Here is a 16406-nt window from a genome sequence, read left to right as displayed (position 1 = left end):
AACAAAAACGAGCCTCTTCAGAACGGTATAAGTAAATTTGCGGGTCTTGGATGCCAGATTATTTAAAAGCTGCCAATGTAGCTTGCATGCCCATCTGAAAAACTGTATACTAATTGTCGTGATTAGGTAAGGATATGCTCAAAGAACGGAAATTTCAGAAACGTTTTGGTTGCTGTGAAAAACGAATCCCAATTCGAGTGCTCCCTTACTGGTAAATTGAATAACCGTAGCTCAGCGCATTGAGCCTTAAGAGGTAAACGATCAACATCGTTGCAAGTAAAGTGGTACCGCGTCCATGGCGTCTTTACTAGCAACGGTGTTTTATTATTTTAAAGGAGAGAAAGCATGAAAAATTTAAGCAGCAGTCAAATTCGGCAGATGTACCTGGATTTCTTCCAGTCCAAGGGTCACACCATTATGCCAAGTGCTTCATTAGTGCCAGTTGATGATCCGACGTTACTTTGGATCAACTCCGGTGTTGCAACCATGAAAAACTATTTTAATGGTTCTGTGGTGCCGAAGAACCCGCGGATGACCAGTTCGCAAAAGAGTATTCGAACTAACGATATTGAAAACGTTGGTCGGACGGCTCGTCACCACACATTGTTTGAAATGTTGGGGAACTTCTCAGTCGGCGATTATTTCAAGGATGAGGCCATTGCTTGGGCTTGGGAATTACTGACTTCCGATAAATGGTTTGGCTGGGACCCGGATAAACTGTACATGACGGTCTATCCTGAAGACGACGCCGCAAAAAAGCGCTGGGCTGAAGTTGGTGTAGCTCCGGACCATATTATTGAGGCTGAAGATAACTTCTGGGATATTGGTGAAGGCCCTTCAGGCCCCGATAGCGAAATCTTTTACGACCGTGGCCAGTCGTTCAACAACTTAGATGAGGATGACCCGGAAAATTACCCCGGTGGGGAAAACGAACGTTACCTCGAAATCTGGAACATTGTGTTCTCGCAGTTTAACCACGAACCAGACGGCTCTTATAAACCGTTACCACGAAAAAACATTGATACCGGGATGGGTCTAGAACGGGTAGTTTCAGTTTTCCAAAATGCCAAAACCAACTTTGAAACCGACCTATTTCTGCCAATGATCAAGGCAACGGAAGCTTATAGTGATGGCAAAAAATACAATCAGGATCCTAAGTTAGACGTAGCTTTCAAAGTGATTGCCGACCATTCCCGTGCGATCACGTTTGCCATTGGCGACGGCGCTTTGCCTTCCAATGAAGGACGTGGCTACGTGATTCGACGGTTGATTCGACGAGCTGTTGTGAACGGTCAGCGGCTTGGCATTAACGGGGCCTTCTTGTATAAACTGGTGCCAGTTGTTGGGGAGGCAATGAAAGCCTATTATCCAGAAGTTTTGCAAAACAGTGATTACATCGCCCAAGTTGTCAAGTCGGAGGAAGACCGTTTTAACGAAACCCTGACTGACGGTCTAAACTTGTTAAATAATTTAATTGTGGCTACCAAGAAAAATAAGCAGTCTGAAATTGATGGTGCTGAAGCCTTTAAACTGTATGATACCTACGGCTTCCCCGTTGAATTGACCCGTGAATACGCTGCCGATCAAGGCATTCAAGTCGACGAAAAAGGCTTTGAGTCTGAAATGAAAAAGCAGCGTGAGCGGGCAAGAAAAGCACGGAATGCTGATAATTCGATGGGTGTGCAAACAGACGTCTTAATTGGTGTCAAAACCCCCAGTGAATACGTTGGGTACAGCCAATTAGAGGTCGAAGACGCTAAAATTACTGACATCCTGGCTAACGGTAAATTAACGGATGCAACGGAGGGTGAGTTAGCTCAAGTTATTTTTGACAAGACGCCCTTCTACGCCGAAATGGGTGGCCAAGTCGCTGATCAGGGCGATGTACTCGATGAAAACGGCAACTTGATTGCCACCGTTGAAGATGTTCAACACGCACCCAATGGCCAAAACCTACACACGTTAAAACTGCATCGCGGTATTAAAGTGGGTGATACGGTGACGTTGAAAGTGGACGCTCATTTTCACAGTAAAGTTGAAAAGAATCATACGGCGACCCACTTATTAGATCAAGCACTTCGCAATGTATTTGGCGAGCACACCCAGCAAGCCGGTTCATTAGTGGAACCAAACTACCTGCGTTTTGACTTCACCCATTTTGGCCAGGTGACTGACGAAGATTTAGCTAAAGTCGAGGCCATTGTCAACGAGAAGATCTTTGAAGAGTTGCCCGTGACAACTACGGTGACGGATCAAGCCACTGGAAAGAAAATGGGCGCCATTGCACTATTTAGTGATAAATACGGCGATCAGGTGCGGGTCGTTTCAATTGGCGACTTCTCGATTGAATTTTGCGGCGGCACCCACGTCAAGAACACCAACGAACTGGGTCTCTTCAAGATTACTTCTGAAACCGGGATCGGTGCTGGCACACGGCGAATTGAGGCCGTGACAGCTGGTGACGCCTTTAAGTATCTTAATGACCACGACCAGATTTTGACCAGCGCTGCTGCGACCCTTAAGTCTCAGCAGGTGACTGATGTTTTGACTAAGATCCAGCAACTTCAAGAGCAGGTTAAGGCCTTGAACACCAAGGCTGAAGGACTGGAAGCTAAATTGGCAAGTCAGCAGGCTGGGGCAATCTTTGATAACGTACAAGACGTTAACGGTAAGAAATTAATTACGGGTGTTGTTCAGGTATCGTCGATGGATCAACTTCGTCAATTAGCGGATACTTGGCGGCAAAAGCAGTTATCAGACGTGTTAGTGCTGGGTACTCAAATGGGTGAAAAGGCTAATCTAATCGTGGCTGTTAATGATGACACTATTAAAGCGGGGGTTAAGGCTGGCGATTTAATCAAGGCCATTTCACCGAAAATTAATGGTGGTGGCGGTGGCCGTCCCAACTTAGCACAGGCTGGCGGTAAGAATCCAGCAGGCCTGCAGGATGCTATGAAGCAAGCAGGTAAATGGCTGGCAAATTTAGCTTAACGTGGTAGACTAATCCTACTGGTTGAAATTACGTGGTGTTTTGAGGGAAATTATATTTCATTCCAATTACAACGCGTCATAACCGTTGTTGTTCACTGGTTTATCCGGTAGAATAGTAACAAATAGCATCGGTGGAGGTGTGATCATGAGTACGTTAGATAAAACCATGTATTTTGACTTTGGGGATAAAAAACCAAAGGATGTTCATGATACGTTGGTAACAGTGTATCAGGCGCTTGAAGAAAAGGGCTATAACCCAATCAACCAGATCGTGGGTTACTTGCTATCTGGAGATCCGGCTTACATTCCCCGTATTAACGACGCTCGAAACTTGATTCGTAAGCATGAACGCGATGAGATCATCGAGGAATTGGTTCGCTTCTACCTGAATGAGAATGGGACGTTTACTAAGCAATGAGATTAATGGGATTAGATGTCGGTTCAAGAACTGTGGGGGTTGCGATGAGCGATCTGCTTGGCTGGACGGCACAGGGTGTTGAAATTATCCGGATCAATGAAGATGACAAAGAATTTGGAATTGACCGGGTCAAAGAACTCGTGAAGCAGTACGAAGTGACAGGTTTTGTTCTGGGCTTGCCAAAGAACATGAATAATTCACTGGGGCCCCGTGCTAAAGCTTCTCAAGACTACGGCGAGCTGTTAAAACAAACCTTTGATTTGCCGGTGGACTTTGAGGACGAACGGTTAACGACCGTTGAGGCTGAACGGATGCTGGTCGAAGAAGCGGATACCTCGCGCAGGAAGCGAAAGCGGGTCATCGACAAGCTTGCAGCTAGCTTGATTCTTCAAAATTACTTGGATCGAAAGGGTCCTTTGACTAAATAAAAGTGAGGTAAACTAACATGAGTGAAAACAATGACCAACAAATTACAATCGTTGATGAGGATGGCAATGAAGAATTATACAACGTGCTCTTCACCTTTAAGTCACCGGACTTTGGTAAGTCATACATCTTACTGTATCCGGCAGGTAAAGAGGGCGACGAAGAAGTTGACATCCAAGCTTACCAATTAGCCGATGATGATGACCCTGCAGATCCTCAAGGTGGCGACTTATTGCCAATTGAATCTGATGAAGAATGGGATATGGTTGAATCAATGCTAAATACCTTTTTGAACGGTGGCGGTACTGATGCCTCAGATCAAGACTGGGGTGTACCCGATCCTAAATAAATGCTGATTGTTATTCATTTAGCCGCTGGTCCGAATGGGTCAGCGGCTAAATTGAGTTTAAAGATATTTTTGGAGGTGGCCCTATTGGATGATTCGAAGGACGAGCAACAACCATCCCGACGACGATTTAAAGCTGTGATCGACGGCAAGAGTTACACGATCGTGGGTAACCGTTCGGAAGCCCATATGCGGGCGGTAACCAGTTTGATGAATCAGCAACTTGCTCAATTGAAAAAACTGGCACCCGATATGTCAAAGGAAGAGACCGCTATTTTGCTGGCCTTTAACGCAATTTCAGATCAATTAGAAACGACCGCTCGATATGATCACGAAAGTAACGCCGATCAGCATGCAGAGTAGTGACAATTTCTCGATAAATATCAACTTAATTGTCATGAGAGCATAGAGTGATAGGAGTTAAAGATTTTATGAATAGCAAAATCTATCAAACGATGGCGTATGACCAAATCAAACAGCAGATTCGACAGTATATCGTTTCGGCTGCTGGCGACGCTGAGCTAAAACAATTGGTTCCAAGTAGTGATAACACTTGGGTCCAAGAACAAATCGACGAAACTAAGGATGGTGCTGACATTTACCGCCTTGAAAATGGAATTCCGATTCCCAAGTTAGCGGATGTCAGCCCCCACCTTAAGCGACTGTCGATCGATGGCACACTGAACGGAACTGAGTTAGCACAAATTAGTCAGGTGTTGAAGACCGTTCAAGCGGTGGTTAACTTTTTTGCCGAACTGGAAGATCGACCAGTTGAATTACGACGCTTATACGGCGTTGTGGGTCGTTTGATCCATTTACCGGATGTCAGTCGTCGGTTGACCACTTCGTTACAAGATGACGGTCGTTTAACGGATGAGGCCTCTCCTGAACTTCGTCGAATTCGACGGCAGATTACAAACTTTGAAGGTGCCATTCGAGACCAAATGGCAGGCTATACTCGTGGTAAGAACGCTAAATACCTGAGTGATACGCTGGTGACTATTCGTGATGACCGCTACGTTCTACCGGTTCGTGCAGAGTATAAACAGCGCTTTGGTGGTATTGTACACGACCAAAGTGCCAGTGGGCAGACGTTATACATTGAACCAGAGGCTGTTGTCAATAAAAATAATCAATTACGTGAAGCCCAAATTGATGAACGTCAAGAAGAGCGACGGATCTTACTAGAGCTTTCTGACCTGTTGCGACCCTATCAAGAAGATATTGCCGCCAATGCAACTATTCTGGGACATCTGGACTTCATTAACGCCAAAGCACGTTATGCCCATGCTTTGAAAGCGACTGAGCCGATTTTATCAACGGAAAATATTATTTCACTGCGTCAAGCACGGCACCCATTGATCGATGCTGCGAAAGTTGTTGCTAACGATATTGACCTTGGTAAGGACTATAAAGCAATCATCGTTACTGGCCCCAACACTGGTGGGAAAACGATTACTCTAAAAACCGTTGGCCTAACGCAACTGATGGCTCAGTCTGGTCTGTTCATTGCTGCTAATGAACATTCACAAGTTGGCCTCTTTGATGAAGTCTTTGCCGATATTGGTGATGAACAGTCGATCGAACAAAACTTGAGTACTTTTTCGTCTCACATTGAAAACATTGTCAAGATTTTAAACAGCGCAACAGATCATAGCTTGATTCTTGTTGATGAACTAGGTGCAGGCACTGATCCCCAGGAAGGTGCAGCGCTGGCGATGGCCATTCTGGACGAAATCGGCAGCATGGGTAGCGAGGTGATTGCGACTACTCACTATCCCGAACTAAAAGCCTATGGCTATAATCGTCCGGAAACAATCAATGCCAGCATGGAATTTGACAACGAAACACTGCAGCCAACGTACCGGTTAATGATTGGGATACCTGGTCGCAGTAACGCACTAGAGATTGCTACGCGTTTAGGAATTAAATCGTCAATTATTGATGAGGCCCGTAGTCTGACCAGTGATGACAGTCAGGACCTAAACAACATGATTGCGGATCTAACCGCTCAAAAACGTCAGGCCGATTTGGATGCTGAGGCAGCTGCCAAAACGTTAGCGGAAAGCCAGCAGTTGGAAGCGGACTTGAAAGCGAAGTTTAACGACTATCTCAAACAGAAAGATCACTTGATGGACCAGGCTAAGGATCAAGCTAATCAGTTGGTTGAAAAAACTAGGCTGCGAGCGGATGATATTATTCGAGATATCAGAAAAAAGCAGTTACAGGCGGGCAAGACCGTTGTCAAAGAAAATCAATTGATCGATGCAAAGGGTCAAATTAACGCTTTACAGCAGGATAAACGACTGAAGAAAAACCGCGTCTTGAACCGTGAAAAGAAGCGCCACGCCTTTAAAAAGGGTGATGAAGTTGTCGTTCGTTCTTACGGGCAACGCGGCGTGATCGTTGATAAAATTGATGATCATCATTTTGAAGTCCAAATGGGGATTCTTAAAATGAAAATCGAAGATGTTGATTTGGAACGTGCGGCTCCGGAAAAGGATGCCCCTAAACCACGGGCAAGTGTGAAACGAACACGCTCCAATGGGGTTTCACCAACCCTTGATCTTCGTGGCCATCGTTATGAAGAAGCCATGGCAGAGGTTGACCGATTTATTGATTCTGCTTTGCTGGCAGGATACCCTTCCGTGACTATTATTCACGGGAAGGGTACGGGTGCACTTCGAAAAGGGGTCACTGAATATCTGCGTTCAAACAAACGAATCAAGTCGTTTGGTTTTTCTCCTGCCAATGCTGGTGGTGATGGTTCAACCATCGTTAAACTATAGTTTTCTAGGTTCTTGACTTCAAAATACTTGTTATTTTTCTAAATTCTGATACACTTACTTTATGTAAACAAGAAGGAGGCATCGTTTTATGGCTGTTGTTGAGACAACGGATAAAACATTTGAAAATGATACATCAAAAGGCGTTACGTTAACTGATTTTTGGGCAACTTGGTGTGGTCCATGTCGGATGCAATCACCCGTAGTTGAACAATTATCTGGCGAAATGGCTGATAAAGTCACATTCAACAAGATGGATGTTGATGCTAACCCAGATACACCACAAAAGTTTGGTATCATGAGCATTCCAACCCTCCTGATCAAGAAGGACGGTCAAGTTGTGGATACTGTTGTTGGTTACCATACCAAAGATCAGCTCAAGCAATTACTGTCACAGTACGTTGAAGCTTAAGCAAAACATTAATATTAAGCACTTTCTTCATTTGCACAACTGCACTTGAACACAAAACGGCTCGATCATGTCTGATGACTGATCGAGCCGTTTTTGTCTTCTTAATCGTTGTTAATAATTGGCATTGGCTTTAATTCTTGCGGGTCTGAAACGGGATCTTTCGGATCTAAATGCACGACAAGACTAATGCCATTTGCCCGTTTGGGAGTTTCTCCCATTTCGGTTTCAGCGACCACGCCGATCATTTGCTGGGCGGTCTGAGCTAGGAAACCTGCCTCCAACGAAAAGGTTGCATCTGGCTGGATAGCAAGCCGACTTGTTACCGGTCCACCGCTTAACGTAAACTGCCATTCTCGAGCTGACTGTTTTTGTAACATCAGGTCACCAAGCTGAGCTTGTTGGAAGAAGCGAACAACGTCTTCAATACTGCCGAGGGAAAAACGTCGGGCCAACTGTTTGCCTTCCCAGTAAGAAATACTGCTGGCGTCGTCTCCAAGTAGATCATTTAGTACAACGTCTCTAAATAGGGCCTTACCAAAGAGTGGCGCAAGTTCAGGATTTGAAAGGTAATGACTGTAGATCTGGTTATCCATTTTTAGTTTCTCCATTCACTTTTCTGTTAAGTTAAGATTACACTGGAACTTGCTTTAATTGCAAGTTAATTAGGACACTTTAAGAAAATTTGAGATTCCTTGCTTCCCACGTCAAAAAGGGTAATAATGTAGTTTCAAGGATATTTCGAAAGGGAGATTGCTATGACATCTCAACCAATTGGTTTCTTTGATTCCGGCGTTGGTGGTCTTACAGTTGTTAAAGAGGCTCTCAAGCAATTGCCAAACGAATCAATTGTCTTCTTAGGCGACCAAGCACGTCTACCGTATGGACCGCGCCCAACCCAAGAAGTTGCACACTTTGGTCAACAAATTGCAGGTTTTTTGCTGGACCAGAATATTAAGGCATTGGTATTAGCTTGTAATACTGCCACGGCAGCAGCTTTGCCAATTCTACAAGCTCGGTTATCGATACCGGTCATTGGCGTGATCGATTCTGGTAGCCAAACAGCCGTCAAAGTCTCCGCGAACCAACATATTGGCGTGATTGCAACAGAAGGAACAATCAATAGTCACGCTTATCAGCAAGCAATTTCAAGCCGTTCACCACATGCTAAAATCGAAGGACTTGCTTGTCCTGAATTTGTGACCATGGTGGAAGCAGGTCAGTACCATGAGACACAGGCTGCGGCAAAAGTGGCTGAGCGGTTAAGTTACTTCCGTAAGCATCCGGTTGATACACTGATCTTAGGGTGCACTCATTTTCCGCTATTAAGACCCGCCATTGCCTCTGCGGTGGGCCCAGGCGTTACATTGGTCGACTCTGGTGTAGAGACGGTCACTGTCGCTAAGCGGCTCTTGGCGGATAAAGGGTTGCTGAATCATGATCAGATCCAGCCGGTCCATAAGTTTTATACCACTGGAAACGTCGCTAATTTCCGTAAAATTGCTGAAGATTGGCTGGAGTTATCAGGGCTGGATATTTCTCATCTCCCGGTTGATCAGCTGGTCGCTTATGGTGATTTGAACGTAAAGGAGCGGTCAATTGATGAAGCATGACACGTTGGTGATTGCCACCCGTAATCGAGGTAAGGCGCGTGAATTTACCGAAATGCTTACACCTAAGGGAATCACAATTAAGACTTTAGCCGATTATCCCGAGATTGGTGAAATTAAGGAAAATGGTAAAACTTTCGAGGAAAATGCAACTCTTAAAGCAGAGGCGATTGCTAGTCATACTCAATTGCCAGTGCTGGCTGATGATTCTGGACTGGAAGTGGCCGCGTTAAACGGCGATCCAGGAATCTATTCTGCCCGGTATGCCGGTGATCACGATGATGCGGCCAATAACGCTAAGCTGTTGAATAAATTAGCGGCTGTTCCTGCTGATCACCGACAGGCAGTCTTTCACACGACACTAGTTTTAGTGAAACCAAATGGTGATAAATTAGTGGTCGATGGTGAGGTTCAAGGTGTTATCTTAACGGCACCTCGAGGTGAAAACGGTTTTGGCTATGACCCGTTATTTTACATTCCTTCGAAGAAAAAGACGATGGCTGAAATGACGGACCATGAGAAAAACGCGATCAGCCACCGCGGTCGAGCTGCTGAAAAGATGATGGCGCAGTTTGATTCTTGGTGGGAGGCATAACTTTGAGAATTCTAGTTATTAGTGATAATCATGGTGATCGTGAAATTCTACAGACAATCTTTAGTCATTACCGGCCAGAAGTTGACGCCATTTTTCACTGCGGTGATTCTGAAATGACAATGGATGATCCATTGTTCAACGAGGTTTCTGTCGTGAAGGGCAATAATGATTTCGGTGCGGCATTTCCTGATGAAGTGGACAAGGTGGTGGCCGGCGAACACATTTTTATGACGCATGGCGACCTGTATGGTGTCAGTATGAGTATGACCCGGCTTGACTTGAAAGCCAGGGAAGTTGAGGCCAACATTGTTTTGTACGGCCATACTCACCGCCTAGCCGCCGAAATGGTACAGAAACGACTTTACGTCAATCCCGGTAGCATTTCATTGCCACGCGGAGAGTATGCTTCTTTAGGCGGTACCTATGCCATTATTGAAACGTTTGATGATAAAATTGCGGTCGACTTTTATGATCGGGGCTTAAATCGTGTCAGCAGTATTTCACAGCAGTTTACCCGTTAAAGTGAGGTTAAATGATGATTGACGAACCAATCAAAAAAATGATTTTAGCAGACCATGACAACCTGATCATTCCAGCTAATTTAGTGGCTAATGTGATGGTTTCAAACGACTGTTACCACGCTTTTTTGGTGCTGACCAAGGTTGGTTATTCTAAGGTGCCAGTCCTTGACCGTGACCAGCATCTTTGCGGACTGATCTCGTTATCAATGATTACGGAACACATGCTTGATCTGAATCACGTTGCCCCGGAAAATTTGCGGCGATTAAAGGTTCAAGACGTGATGCAGACTGATTTTCGGTCAATTGAAGACCCCACAGATTTAGAAGAGATCATGCACCTTTTGATTGATGAAAACTTTGTTCCAGTCGTATCTGATGAGCAAACCTTTACGGGTATCATTACCCGTCGTGAGCTGTTAAAGCGGGTCAATTATTTGGCGCATAACTTTAGCGAACAGTATGACGTGAGCGAAATTCGTGATTCAATCAATGAATCGTAAGCTGGGAGGGCACTGTTGGTCTTTAAACTTTAAAATACGCCTCAAGAAGCATCATTTCCAAAGCGGAAGTGATGCTTCCTGAGGCGTATATTGTCATCTCAGAGCCTATTAAACAGGCACCAAAAAGGTTTATTTATTGTCGCTGTGATAAACTGTCGGCAAGGGAATACCAGCCTCATTGATGGCTTTTAGGTACGCCGCCAATAGTTCGCGTTGGACAGTGAATTGTTCTCCTGGTTGGGTGAAAGCAACAACTTGAATTACAACCTGGCCATCTGTCAATGGTACGGTGCCTAAGTTGGTTGGTGATTGAGTAATAGTGGGAAACTGAGCTGAAACGGACTGGTTCACCTGTTCAATGATCTCGTCTATTTGATCGATCGGGGAATCTGGATAGATGGGAATTTGAACCATTGCCCGCATCTCATGCCGCGATTTATTGCTGACGATTGTGATGTTTCGATTGGGAATGTAGTTGAGCGTTCCGTCTGCGCTGATGACTTGCGTTGTTCGAATGCCAATGGCTGACACCGTTCCTTCCACGTCACCAATTTTAACGGCGTCACCAACGTTGATCTGTTCCTCCATCAAAATAAAGGCACCGGTGACAATGTCGGAAACAAAGCCCTGGGCACCAAGGCCAAGTGCTAGACTGAAGATGCCCGCACCGGCAATCAATGTGCCCACCGGGACCCCCAGAAACGACAGCAACGCATAGATCCAAAAGAAGAGCACCGTGTACTGGAAAATGTTAAGAACAAGTGTGTAGATGGTATCGACCCGGTTAGCAGAACCGTTTGTCAGACGAGTTTGGCGATATTTTTTAAAGAAGTGCCGAATGATTTTCTTGCCCAACCAGTTAACGATGAGCAGGCCGACAGTGACTAAAACAAGTTGGAAAATCGTAGTCGCAACCTGTTCGCCGATCTTTTGCCAATCAAAGTGCTGAATAAAACGTGATAAGTTACTCGATAATGTCATGATGTAAACTCCTTGAATTAGACTCATTCATTAGTGTAACAGATTCGCTTAAAAAAAAGCAGGCATTCCGATGTGTTTTATATTGCGTCGGCTTCACCGCAATGCTATTCTTATCCTAAGCAGTTAAAGTAAGGAGGGGTAGTGTGACAGTCGGACAAGTTGCCGGTTTGATTGCGGCAATCGCATTCTTGATCCTGGTAGTCTTCATCGGTGTTTTTCTCACCAAAATGGTTCGTACGCTGACTGAAGTCAACAAAAGCGTCCAGACGATGACGGACGACCTAGATGTGATCTCGAAACAAACAGAAGATATTCTCGCCAATGCCAACACCCTGTTAGATGATGTTAATCATAAGGTGGCGACCATTGACCCAGTCTTTAAAGCGGCAGGGGATCTTGGCACGAGTGTTTCAGATTTGAATTCGGCCACCCGTAACCTAACGGGTAAGGTTAAAAAAACGGCTAAAAAGACTGCTACAACGGGTATCGTTACCGGATTAGCAGAGTCATTAATGAATTTATATCGTGGTAGGAAAAATAAGAGTTGATCGTTGAAAGGAGTTTTGACTTATGGGAAAGAAGTTAGGCTTTGTTGTTGGATTACTTGCAGGTGCCGCGGCGGCTCACTTTGCCTATCATCGTTTAAGCGATGAAGAAAAAGCAGAATTGAAGGCTAACCTTCAAGAAAAGGCTGATATTGCGAAGGATCGCGCTGTTGACTATGCCTTTTACGCCAGCGATGCCTGGGACGATTTCAAAGAATCTTTCAGTGACCAGTCGCAGTCGGTAAGTGATAAGTTAAGAGAAACTGCCAAACATGGACTTCACCACTCAGATAGCGATGAAAGTGATGAATCGTTACGCTCCGAATTAGATGACGTAGCAACCGCTAGTGACGATGATTCAGACGACATCGTGTTGAACAGTGATGAGACTTTCGGTGGTGCAGATATCACTGGTGAAACGGAAACTCCAAACGAGTCGGATACGCCAGATAAGGATTCTGATGACAGCAGTGACGATTCAGAGTAAGTGTAAGTGACGCTGCTACGCATTCAGTATTATCAGGTCTTTAATTTAAAGAGGATTTAAAAAATGCAGGTGAGATTATCAGTTCACCTGCATTTTATATTGTTTATTCATTGATGTTCATATTTGGACTTTCAGCCCACATAAGTTAGTTCCTTTGAAGTTTGCGTAAACGGTTCACAGCCGTTCGCCGTAATGTGAACACAGTCTTCGATCCGGACGCCAGCGATGCCTGGGATGTAGATCCCAGGTTCAATTGAGAAACACATCCCTGGTTTGAGAATCATATCGTTTCCAGCCATAATAGAAGGGAATTCATGCTCGCTCATACCCATTCCATGACCGAGGCGGTGAATAAAATAGTCACCATAACCGGCCTGTTCGATAATATCGCGGGCAACTTTATCTAGTGCTGCGGCAGTAATGCCCGGTTTAGCCGCTCGCTGGGCCGTTAGCTGTGCTTCCAGACAGACTTTGTAAATCTCAAGTTGCTTTTCAGTCGGTTTGCCAAGGGCTACGGTCCGTGAAGCATCCGAAATGTAACCATCCCATACGGTTCCCAAATCAAACAGAATCAGTTCATTGTTTTCAAACTTTGTGGCGTTGGTCGCGCCATGCGGTTCAGCCGCATGTGGTCCAGCTTGAACTAACGTGTCAAAACTCATCTGCATGATCCCTTTTTTCATCAATGCATACTGCAATTCAGCAACAACTGACTGTTCAGTTCTGCCCGCTTTCACAGCTGCAAAGCCCTTTTCAAAAGCAAAGTCAGCCCATTTACCAGCGACTTTGAGTTTTTCAATTTCAGCTTCAGTTTTGATGAGTCTCAGATTGTTAATGAAAGGGGTTAAATCTGCCTCAAAGCTGGCACCACTGAAAACGTGCTGTAAGTGCTCTAAACGGGCCACAGAAAGCTGATCTTTCTCCAGGGCTATTTTGGTTGGTGCTGCGAGCCTTTCTTTGACGCGATCAGCAATCCTTTGCCAAGGATCTTCGTGATCCAGGTAACCGTATACGGGGAACGAAAAGCCAGTGTCTTTAATCGCCTCAACTTCGAGAGCCGGGGCAAACATGAATGGTTCCTGATCAGGGAAAATAATCAGTGCTAGCACGCGTTCAATGGGATCGCTGTAAAAACCCGTAAGATATTGAATTGTGCGCGGATCGCTGACATAAGAAAAGTCAACTTGATGTTGTGCTGTCCATTCCTGGACTTGTTGCAGTTTAGACAATGTCATCACCTCAATTTTTGATAACGATATTATAGCACGTTTATTTTCTGCTAAAATGAGCTTGTTAAAGTCGGAAGTTTGTTCACGGTTGTAAAATACATAAATATCGATAAAATTAATACTTACGGTAAAGACCGGTTGACTGGTATTGAATTGGTATATGTTGAGAGAAATTGAGGATTTTCTTTTTTTTAGACTTATAACGGAAAGTGTCTGAATTACTTTTCTTGTTTGAACTTGCTCATCGGCCTGTTTTACGGGCTTTTTCAGAAACTAGTTGAACAGTTCAACTAGTTTTTTCTTGTAAGTCGTTTTCATCAATTCTGTGTCAACTTAAGACGTGGTCTTGAAAAGTATTCTTGAATAGAGTATTATCGAGATGAAAACGTTTTCAGTTTGATTTCTGAAAATTTATCTGATATATTGTACAAGTTGTTGAAAATCATTGAAAACGATTTAAATCAATAAAGAAAGGGCTATCGCAATGGATAAACAGACTGTAACAATTTATGATGTCGCTCGTGAAGCCGACGTTTCGATGGCCACTGTTTCAAGAGTGGTTAACGGTAATCCCAATGTGAAACCGGCGACCCGTAAAAAAGTGTTAGACGTAATTGAAAGACTTGACTACCGGCCAAACGCTGTCGCTCGCGGTTTGGCAAGTAAAAAGACGACCACGGTTGGGGTCATAATCCCAGACGTGACCAACATCTACTTTTCGGCATTAGCACGGGGAATTGACGACATCGCCATGATGTATAAATACAACATCATTTTAACTAACTCTGACGAAAATGGTCGCAAGGAAGTCCAAGTGCTGAATACTTTAATGGCAAAACAAGTGGATGGCATTGTGTTCATGGGCAATGATATTAGTGAGGAATTACGCAAGGAATTTGACCGTGCTAAGACGCCAATCGTACTAGCTGGTTGTGTGGATGAACAAGGCGTTATGCCGAGTGTCAACATCGATTATGCAGCTGCAGTTGAAGAAGCTGTTAAGAACCTGATTGACCACGGTAATCAGCGGGTGGCTTTTATTTCTGGGAGTTTAGATTACCCAATCAATCGCGACTATCGACTGAAAGGCTACAAGCAGGCTTTGAAGAAGGCTGGTATTCGTTATGATGACAAGCTAGTATTTGAGACCGATTACTCCTATAAAGCTGGGCAATTATTGCAGCCAGCTTTGCAGTCAGTTAACGCGACAGCGGCAATTATCGGTGACGATGAGTTAGCTGCTGGTGTGATGAACGGGGTGACGGATGCTGGTCTGAAGGTGCCCGATGATTTTGAAATTATTACCAGCAACGATACGAAGCTGACTGAGATGGTGCGGCCTAAGATGTCGTCTATTACACAGCCACTCTACGATATCGGAGCGGTTGCCATGCGCTTACTGACGAAATTAATGAGTAGTGAAACGGTGGACGACAAGACGGTTTTGTTGCCATACGGCTTAATGAAGCGCGCGTCAACCCACTAACATACTCATATACTTATTTAGTAGGCGAGTCAGTGTGGATCACTCACTTGGCTCGCCTATTTTCACCAGGGATTGTGACAGTTTACAGTCTTAATTACTTTACAAGCGTTGTGCCAGTCAATATGATGGAATTGGTCTAGAAAATTATTTAATCCTAGTCCGGATAGGTTGTATTGCAATCCCCTGCGTGATATTATAATAAAGTCTGTGTACACGAATATTTTAAAGAAAAGAGGAGTCGTGAAATGTCAGGACATTCAAAATGGCATAACATCCAAGGACGTAAAAACGCCCAAGATGCTAAGCGTGGTAAAATTTTCCAAAAAATCTCACGTGACTTGTATCAAGCCGCTAAAGCAGGTGATCCTGATCCAGCAAACAACCCTCAACTTCGATTGGTGATGGATAAGGCTCGGGCTGCTAACATGCCAAAAGATAACGTTCAACGCGCTATTGATAAGGCTTCTGGTGTTGGTGGTGCCAAGTTCGAAGAGATCACTTATGAAGGCTACGGCCCAGGTGGGACCGCAATTATGGTGGCCGCTTTGACCGATAATAAGAACCGGACTGCTGCAGCTGTTCGTTCCGCCTTTACGCACCATGGCGGTTCGTTAGGTGCTGCTGGATCGGTTTCTTACATGTTCGATCGTAAGGGCTATATCGTTATCTTGCGTGACGGCTTAGATGCTGACGAAGATACGGTTTTGATGGACGCACTTGATGCTGGTGCTGATGATATGAAGACCAGTGATGATGAGTTTGAAATTTTCACAGATCCATCTAGCTTAACTTCAGCGCGTGACGCACTCCAACAAAAGTATAACTTGGATACTGCTGAAGTTCGGATGTTCCCAGAGAACACGACTGAAGTTCCAGAAGATAAGATTTCGCAATATCAAGGCTTGATTGAAGAGCTAGAAAATAATGACGATGTTTCGGATGTTTATGAAGCAGCGACGTTACCCGAAGGTGTTGAGTAATCAGCAACCATTAAAAACGGCTTCCCAAAGATGGGAAGTCGTTTTTTGGTGTGTTTAAAACTTCGAGCATCAAAGCCTCGTAGTTAGTATCAGGAG

General features: G+C 44.6%; 18 protein-coding genes. 15 read left to right on the top strand and 3 right to left on the bottom strand.

What is annotated here, in order from left to right; all coding sequences use genetic code 11:
* Window positions 1-345 precede the first annotated feature (345 nt).
* The 7 genes from alaS to trxA all read left to right on the top strand — a co-directional run bounded on the left by alaS (window position 346) and on the right by trxA (window position 7379).
* On the top strand, window positions 346-2991 hold the full coding sequence (alaS, locus tag GM612_RS11525) for an alanine--tRNA ligase (protein WP_155432508.1): 2646 nt from the start codon (window positions 346-348) through the stop codon (window positions 2989-2991).
* A gap of 145 nt (window positions 2992-3136) precedes the next feature.
* Window positions 3137-3409, top strand: coding sequence for an IreB family regulatory phosphoprotein (locus tag GM612_RS11520; protein WP_155432507.1), 273 nt, complete (start codon window positions 3137-3139; stop codon window positions 3407-3409).
* Complete coding sequence (ruvX, locus tag GM612_RS11515) at window positions 3406-3837, top strand: Holliday junction resolvase RuvX (RefSeq protein WP_155432506.1); 432 nt, start codon at window positions 3406-3408, stop codon at window positions 3835-3837. Before GM612_RS11520 ends, ruvX begins: the two co-directional genes overlap by 4 nt.
* 17 nt (window positions 3838-3854) lie before the next feature.
* The gene (locus tag GM612_RS11510; protein ID WP_155432505.1) at window positions 3855-4184 is read left to right on the top strand and encodes a DUF1292 domain-containing protein; all 330 of its coding nucleotides are present in this window, start codon (window positions 3855-3857) and stop codon (window positions 4182-4184) included.
* 84 nt (window positions 4185-4268) lie between these two features.
* Window positions 4269-4544, top strand: a complete 276-nt coding sequence (locus GM612_RS11505) for a cell division protein ZapA (RefSeq protein WP_246147742.1) — start codon at window positions 4269-4271, stop codon at window positions 4542-4544.
* 68 nt (window positions 4545-4612) lie between these two features.
* On the top strand, window positions 4613-6970 hold the full coding sequence (locus GM612_RS11500; protein ID WP_155432503.1) for an endonuclease MutS2: 2358 nt from the start codon (window positions 4613-4615) through the stop codon (window positions 6968-6970).
* Between the two features lie 88 nt (window positions 6971-7058).
* Complete coding sequence (trxA, locus tag GM612_RS11495; RefSeq protein ID WP_155432502.1) at window positions 7059-7379, top strand: thioredoxin; 321 nt, start codon at window positions 7059-7061, stop codon at window positions 7377-7379.
* A 101-nt stretch (window positions 7380-7480) separates the two neighbouring features.
* On the opposite strand, the gene GM612_RS11490 is transcribed toward trxA, so the two are convergent.
* Entirely contained in the window at window positions 7481-7972 is a 492-nt protein-coding gene (locus GM612_RS11490) for a YslB family protein (RefSeq protein ID WP_173021278.1), read from the bottom strand.
* A 162-nt stretch (window positions 7973-8134) separates the two neighbouring features.
* Between GM612_RS11490 and racE the strand changes: the two genes are divergently transcribed.
* From racE to cbpB, 4 genes are read left to right on the top strand one after another with little or no spacing between them, the layout of a single operon-like run.
* Window positions 8135-8989 (top strand): glutamate racemase, encoded by an 855-nt coding sequence (gene racE / locus GM612_RS11485; RefSeq protein ID WP_155432500.1) that lies wholly within the window; start codon window positions 8135-8137, stop codon window positions 8987-8989.
* Window positions 8976-9581 (top strand): XTP/dITP diphosphatase, encoded by a 606-nt coding sequence (locus tag GM612_RS11480; RefSeq protein WP_173021277.1) that lies wholly within the window; start codon window positions 8976-8978, stop codon window positions 9579-9581. Before racE ends, GM612_RS11480 begins: the two co-directional genes overlap by 14 nt.
* A 2-nt stretch (window positions 9582-9583) precedes the next feature.
* Window positions 9584-10102, top strand: a complete 519-nt coding sequence (locus GM612_RS11475) for a metallophosphoesterase (RefSeq protein ID WP_155432498.1) — start codon at window positions 9584-9586, stop codon at window positions 10100-10102.
* 14 nt (window positions 10103-10116) lie between these two features.
* Window positions 10117-10602 (top strand): cyclic-di-AMP-binding protein CbpB, encoded by a 486-nt coding sequence (gene cbpB / locus GM612_RS11470; RefSeq protein WP_155432497.1) that lies wholly within the window; start codon window positions 10117-10119, stop codon window positions 10600-10602.
* Window positions 10603-10731: 129 nt separating this feature from the next.
* Here the strand turns inward: cbpB and GM612_RS11465 are convergent, their stop codons facing one another.
* On the bottom strand, window positions 10732-11583 hold the full coding sequence (locus GM612_RS11465; RefSeq protein WP_155432496.1) for a mechanosensitive ion channel family protein: 852 nt from the start codon (window positions 11581-11583) through the stop codon (window positions 10732-10734).
* Window positions 11584-11726: 143 nt separating this feature from the next.
* Between GM612_RS11465 and GM612_RS11460 the strand changes: the two genes are divergently transcribed.
* The gene (locus GM612_RS11460; RefSeq protein ID WP_343031904.1) at window positions 11727-12131 is read left to right on the top strand and encodes a DUF948 domain-containing protein; all 405 of its coding nucleotides are present in this window, start codon (window positions 11727-11729) and stop codon (window positions 12129-12131) included.
* A 22-nt stretch (window positions 12132-12153) separates the two neighbouring features.
* A complete protein-coding gene (locus tag GM612_RS11455) occupies window positions 12154-12615 on the top strand; it encodes a YtxH domain-containing protein (RefSeq protein ID WP_155432495.1) in 462 nt (153 codons plus the stop codon).
* A gap of 131 nt (window positions 12616-12746) precedes the next feature.
* On the opposite strand, the gene GM612_RS11450 is transcribed toward GM612_RS11455, so the two are convergent.
* Window positions 12747-13844: a M24 family metallopeptidase gene (locus GM612_RS11450; protein WP_155432494.1), complete on the bottom strand. Its 1098-nt coding sequence runs from the start codon at window positions 13842-13844 to the stop codon at window positions 12747-12749.
* A gap of 484 nt (window positions 13845-14328) precedes the next feature.
* Between GM612_RS11450 and ccpA the strand changes: the two genes are divergently transcribed.
* Window positions 14329-15330: a catabolite control protein A gene (ccpA, locus tag GM612_RS11445; RefSeq protein ID WP_155432493.1), complete on the top strand. Its 1002-nt coding sequence runs from the start codon at window positions 14329-14331 to the stop codon at window positions 15328-15330.
* 245 nt (window positions 15331-15575) lie between these two features.
* Window positions 15576-16310 carry a YebC/PmpR family DNA-binding transcriptional regulator gene (locus tag GM612_RS11440; RefSeq protein ID WP_155432492.1) on the top strand — a complete coding sequence of 245 codons (735 nt, stop codon included), beginning with the start codon at window positions 15576-15578 and terminating at the stop codon, window positions 16308-16310.
* Window positions 16311-16406 lie beyond the last annotated feature (96 nt).

Source organism: Secundilactobacillus folii, from assembly GCF_009720675.1.
Classification (GTDB): domain Bacteria; phylum Bacillota; class Bacilli; order Lactobacillales; family Lactobacillaceae; genus Secundilactobacillus; species Secundilactobacillus folii.
Note: the sequence above shows the minus strand (reverse complement) of the source record. Positions and strands in the feature narration are given on the sequence as shown.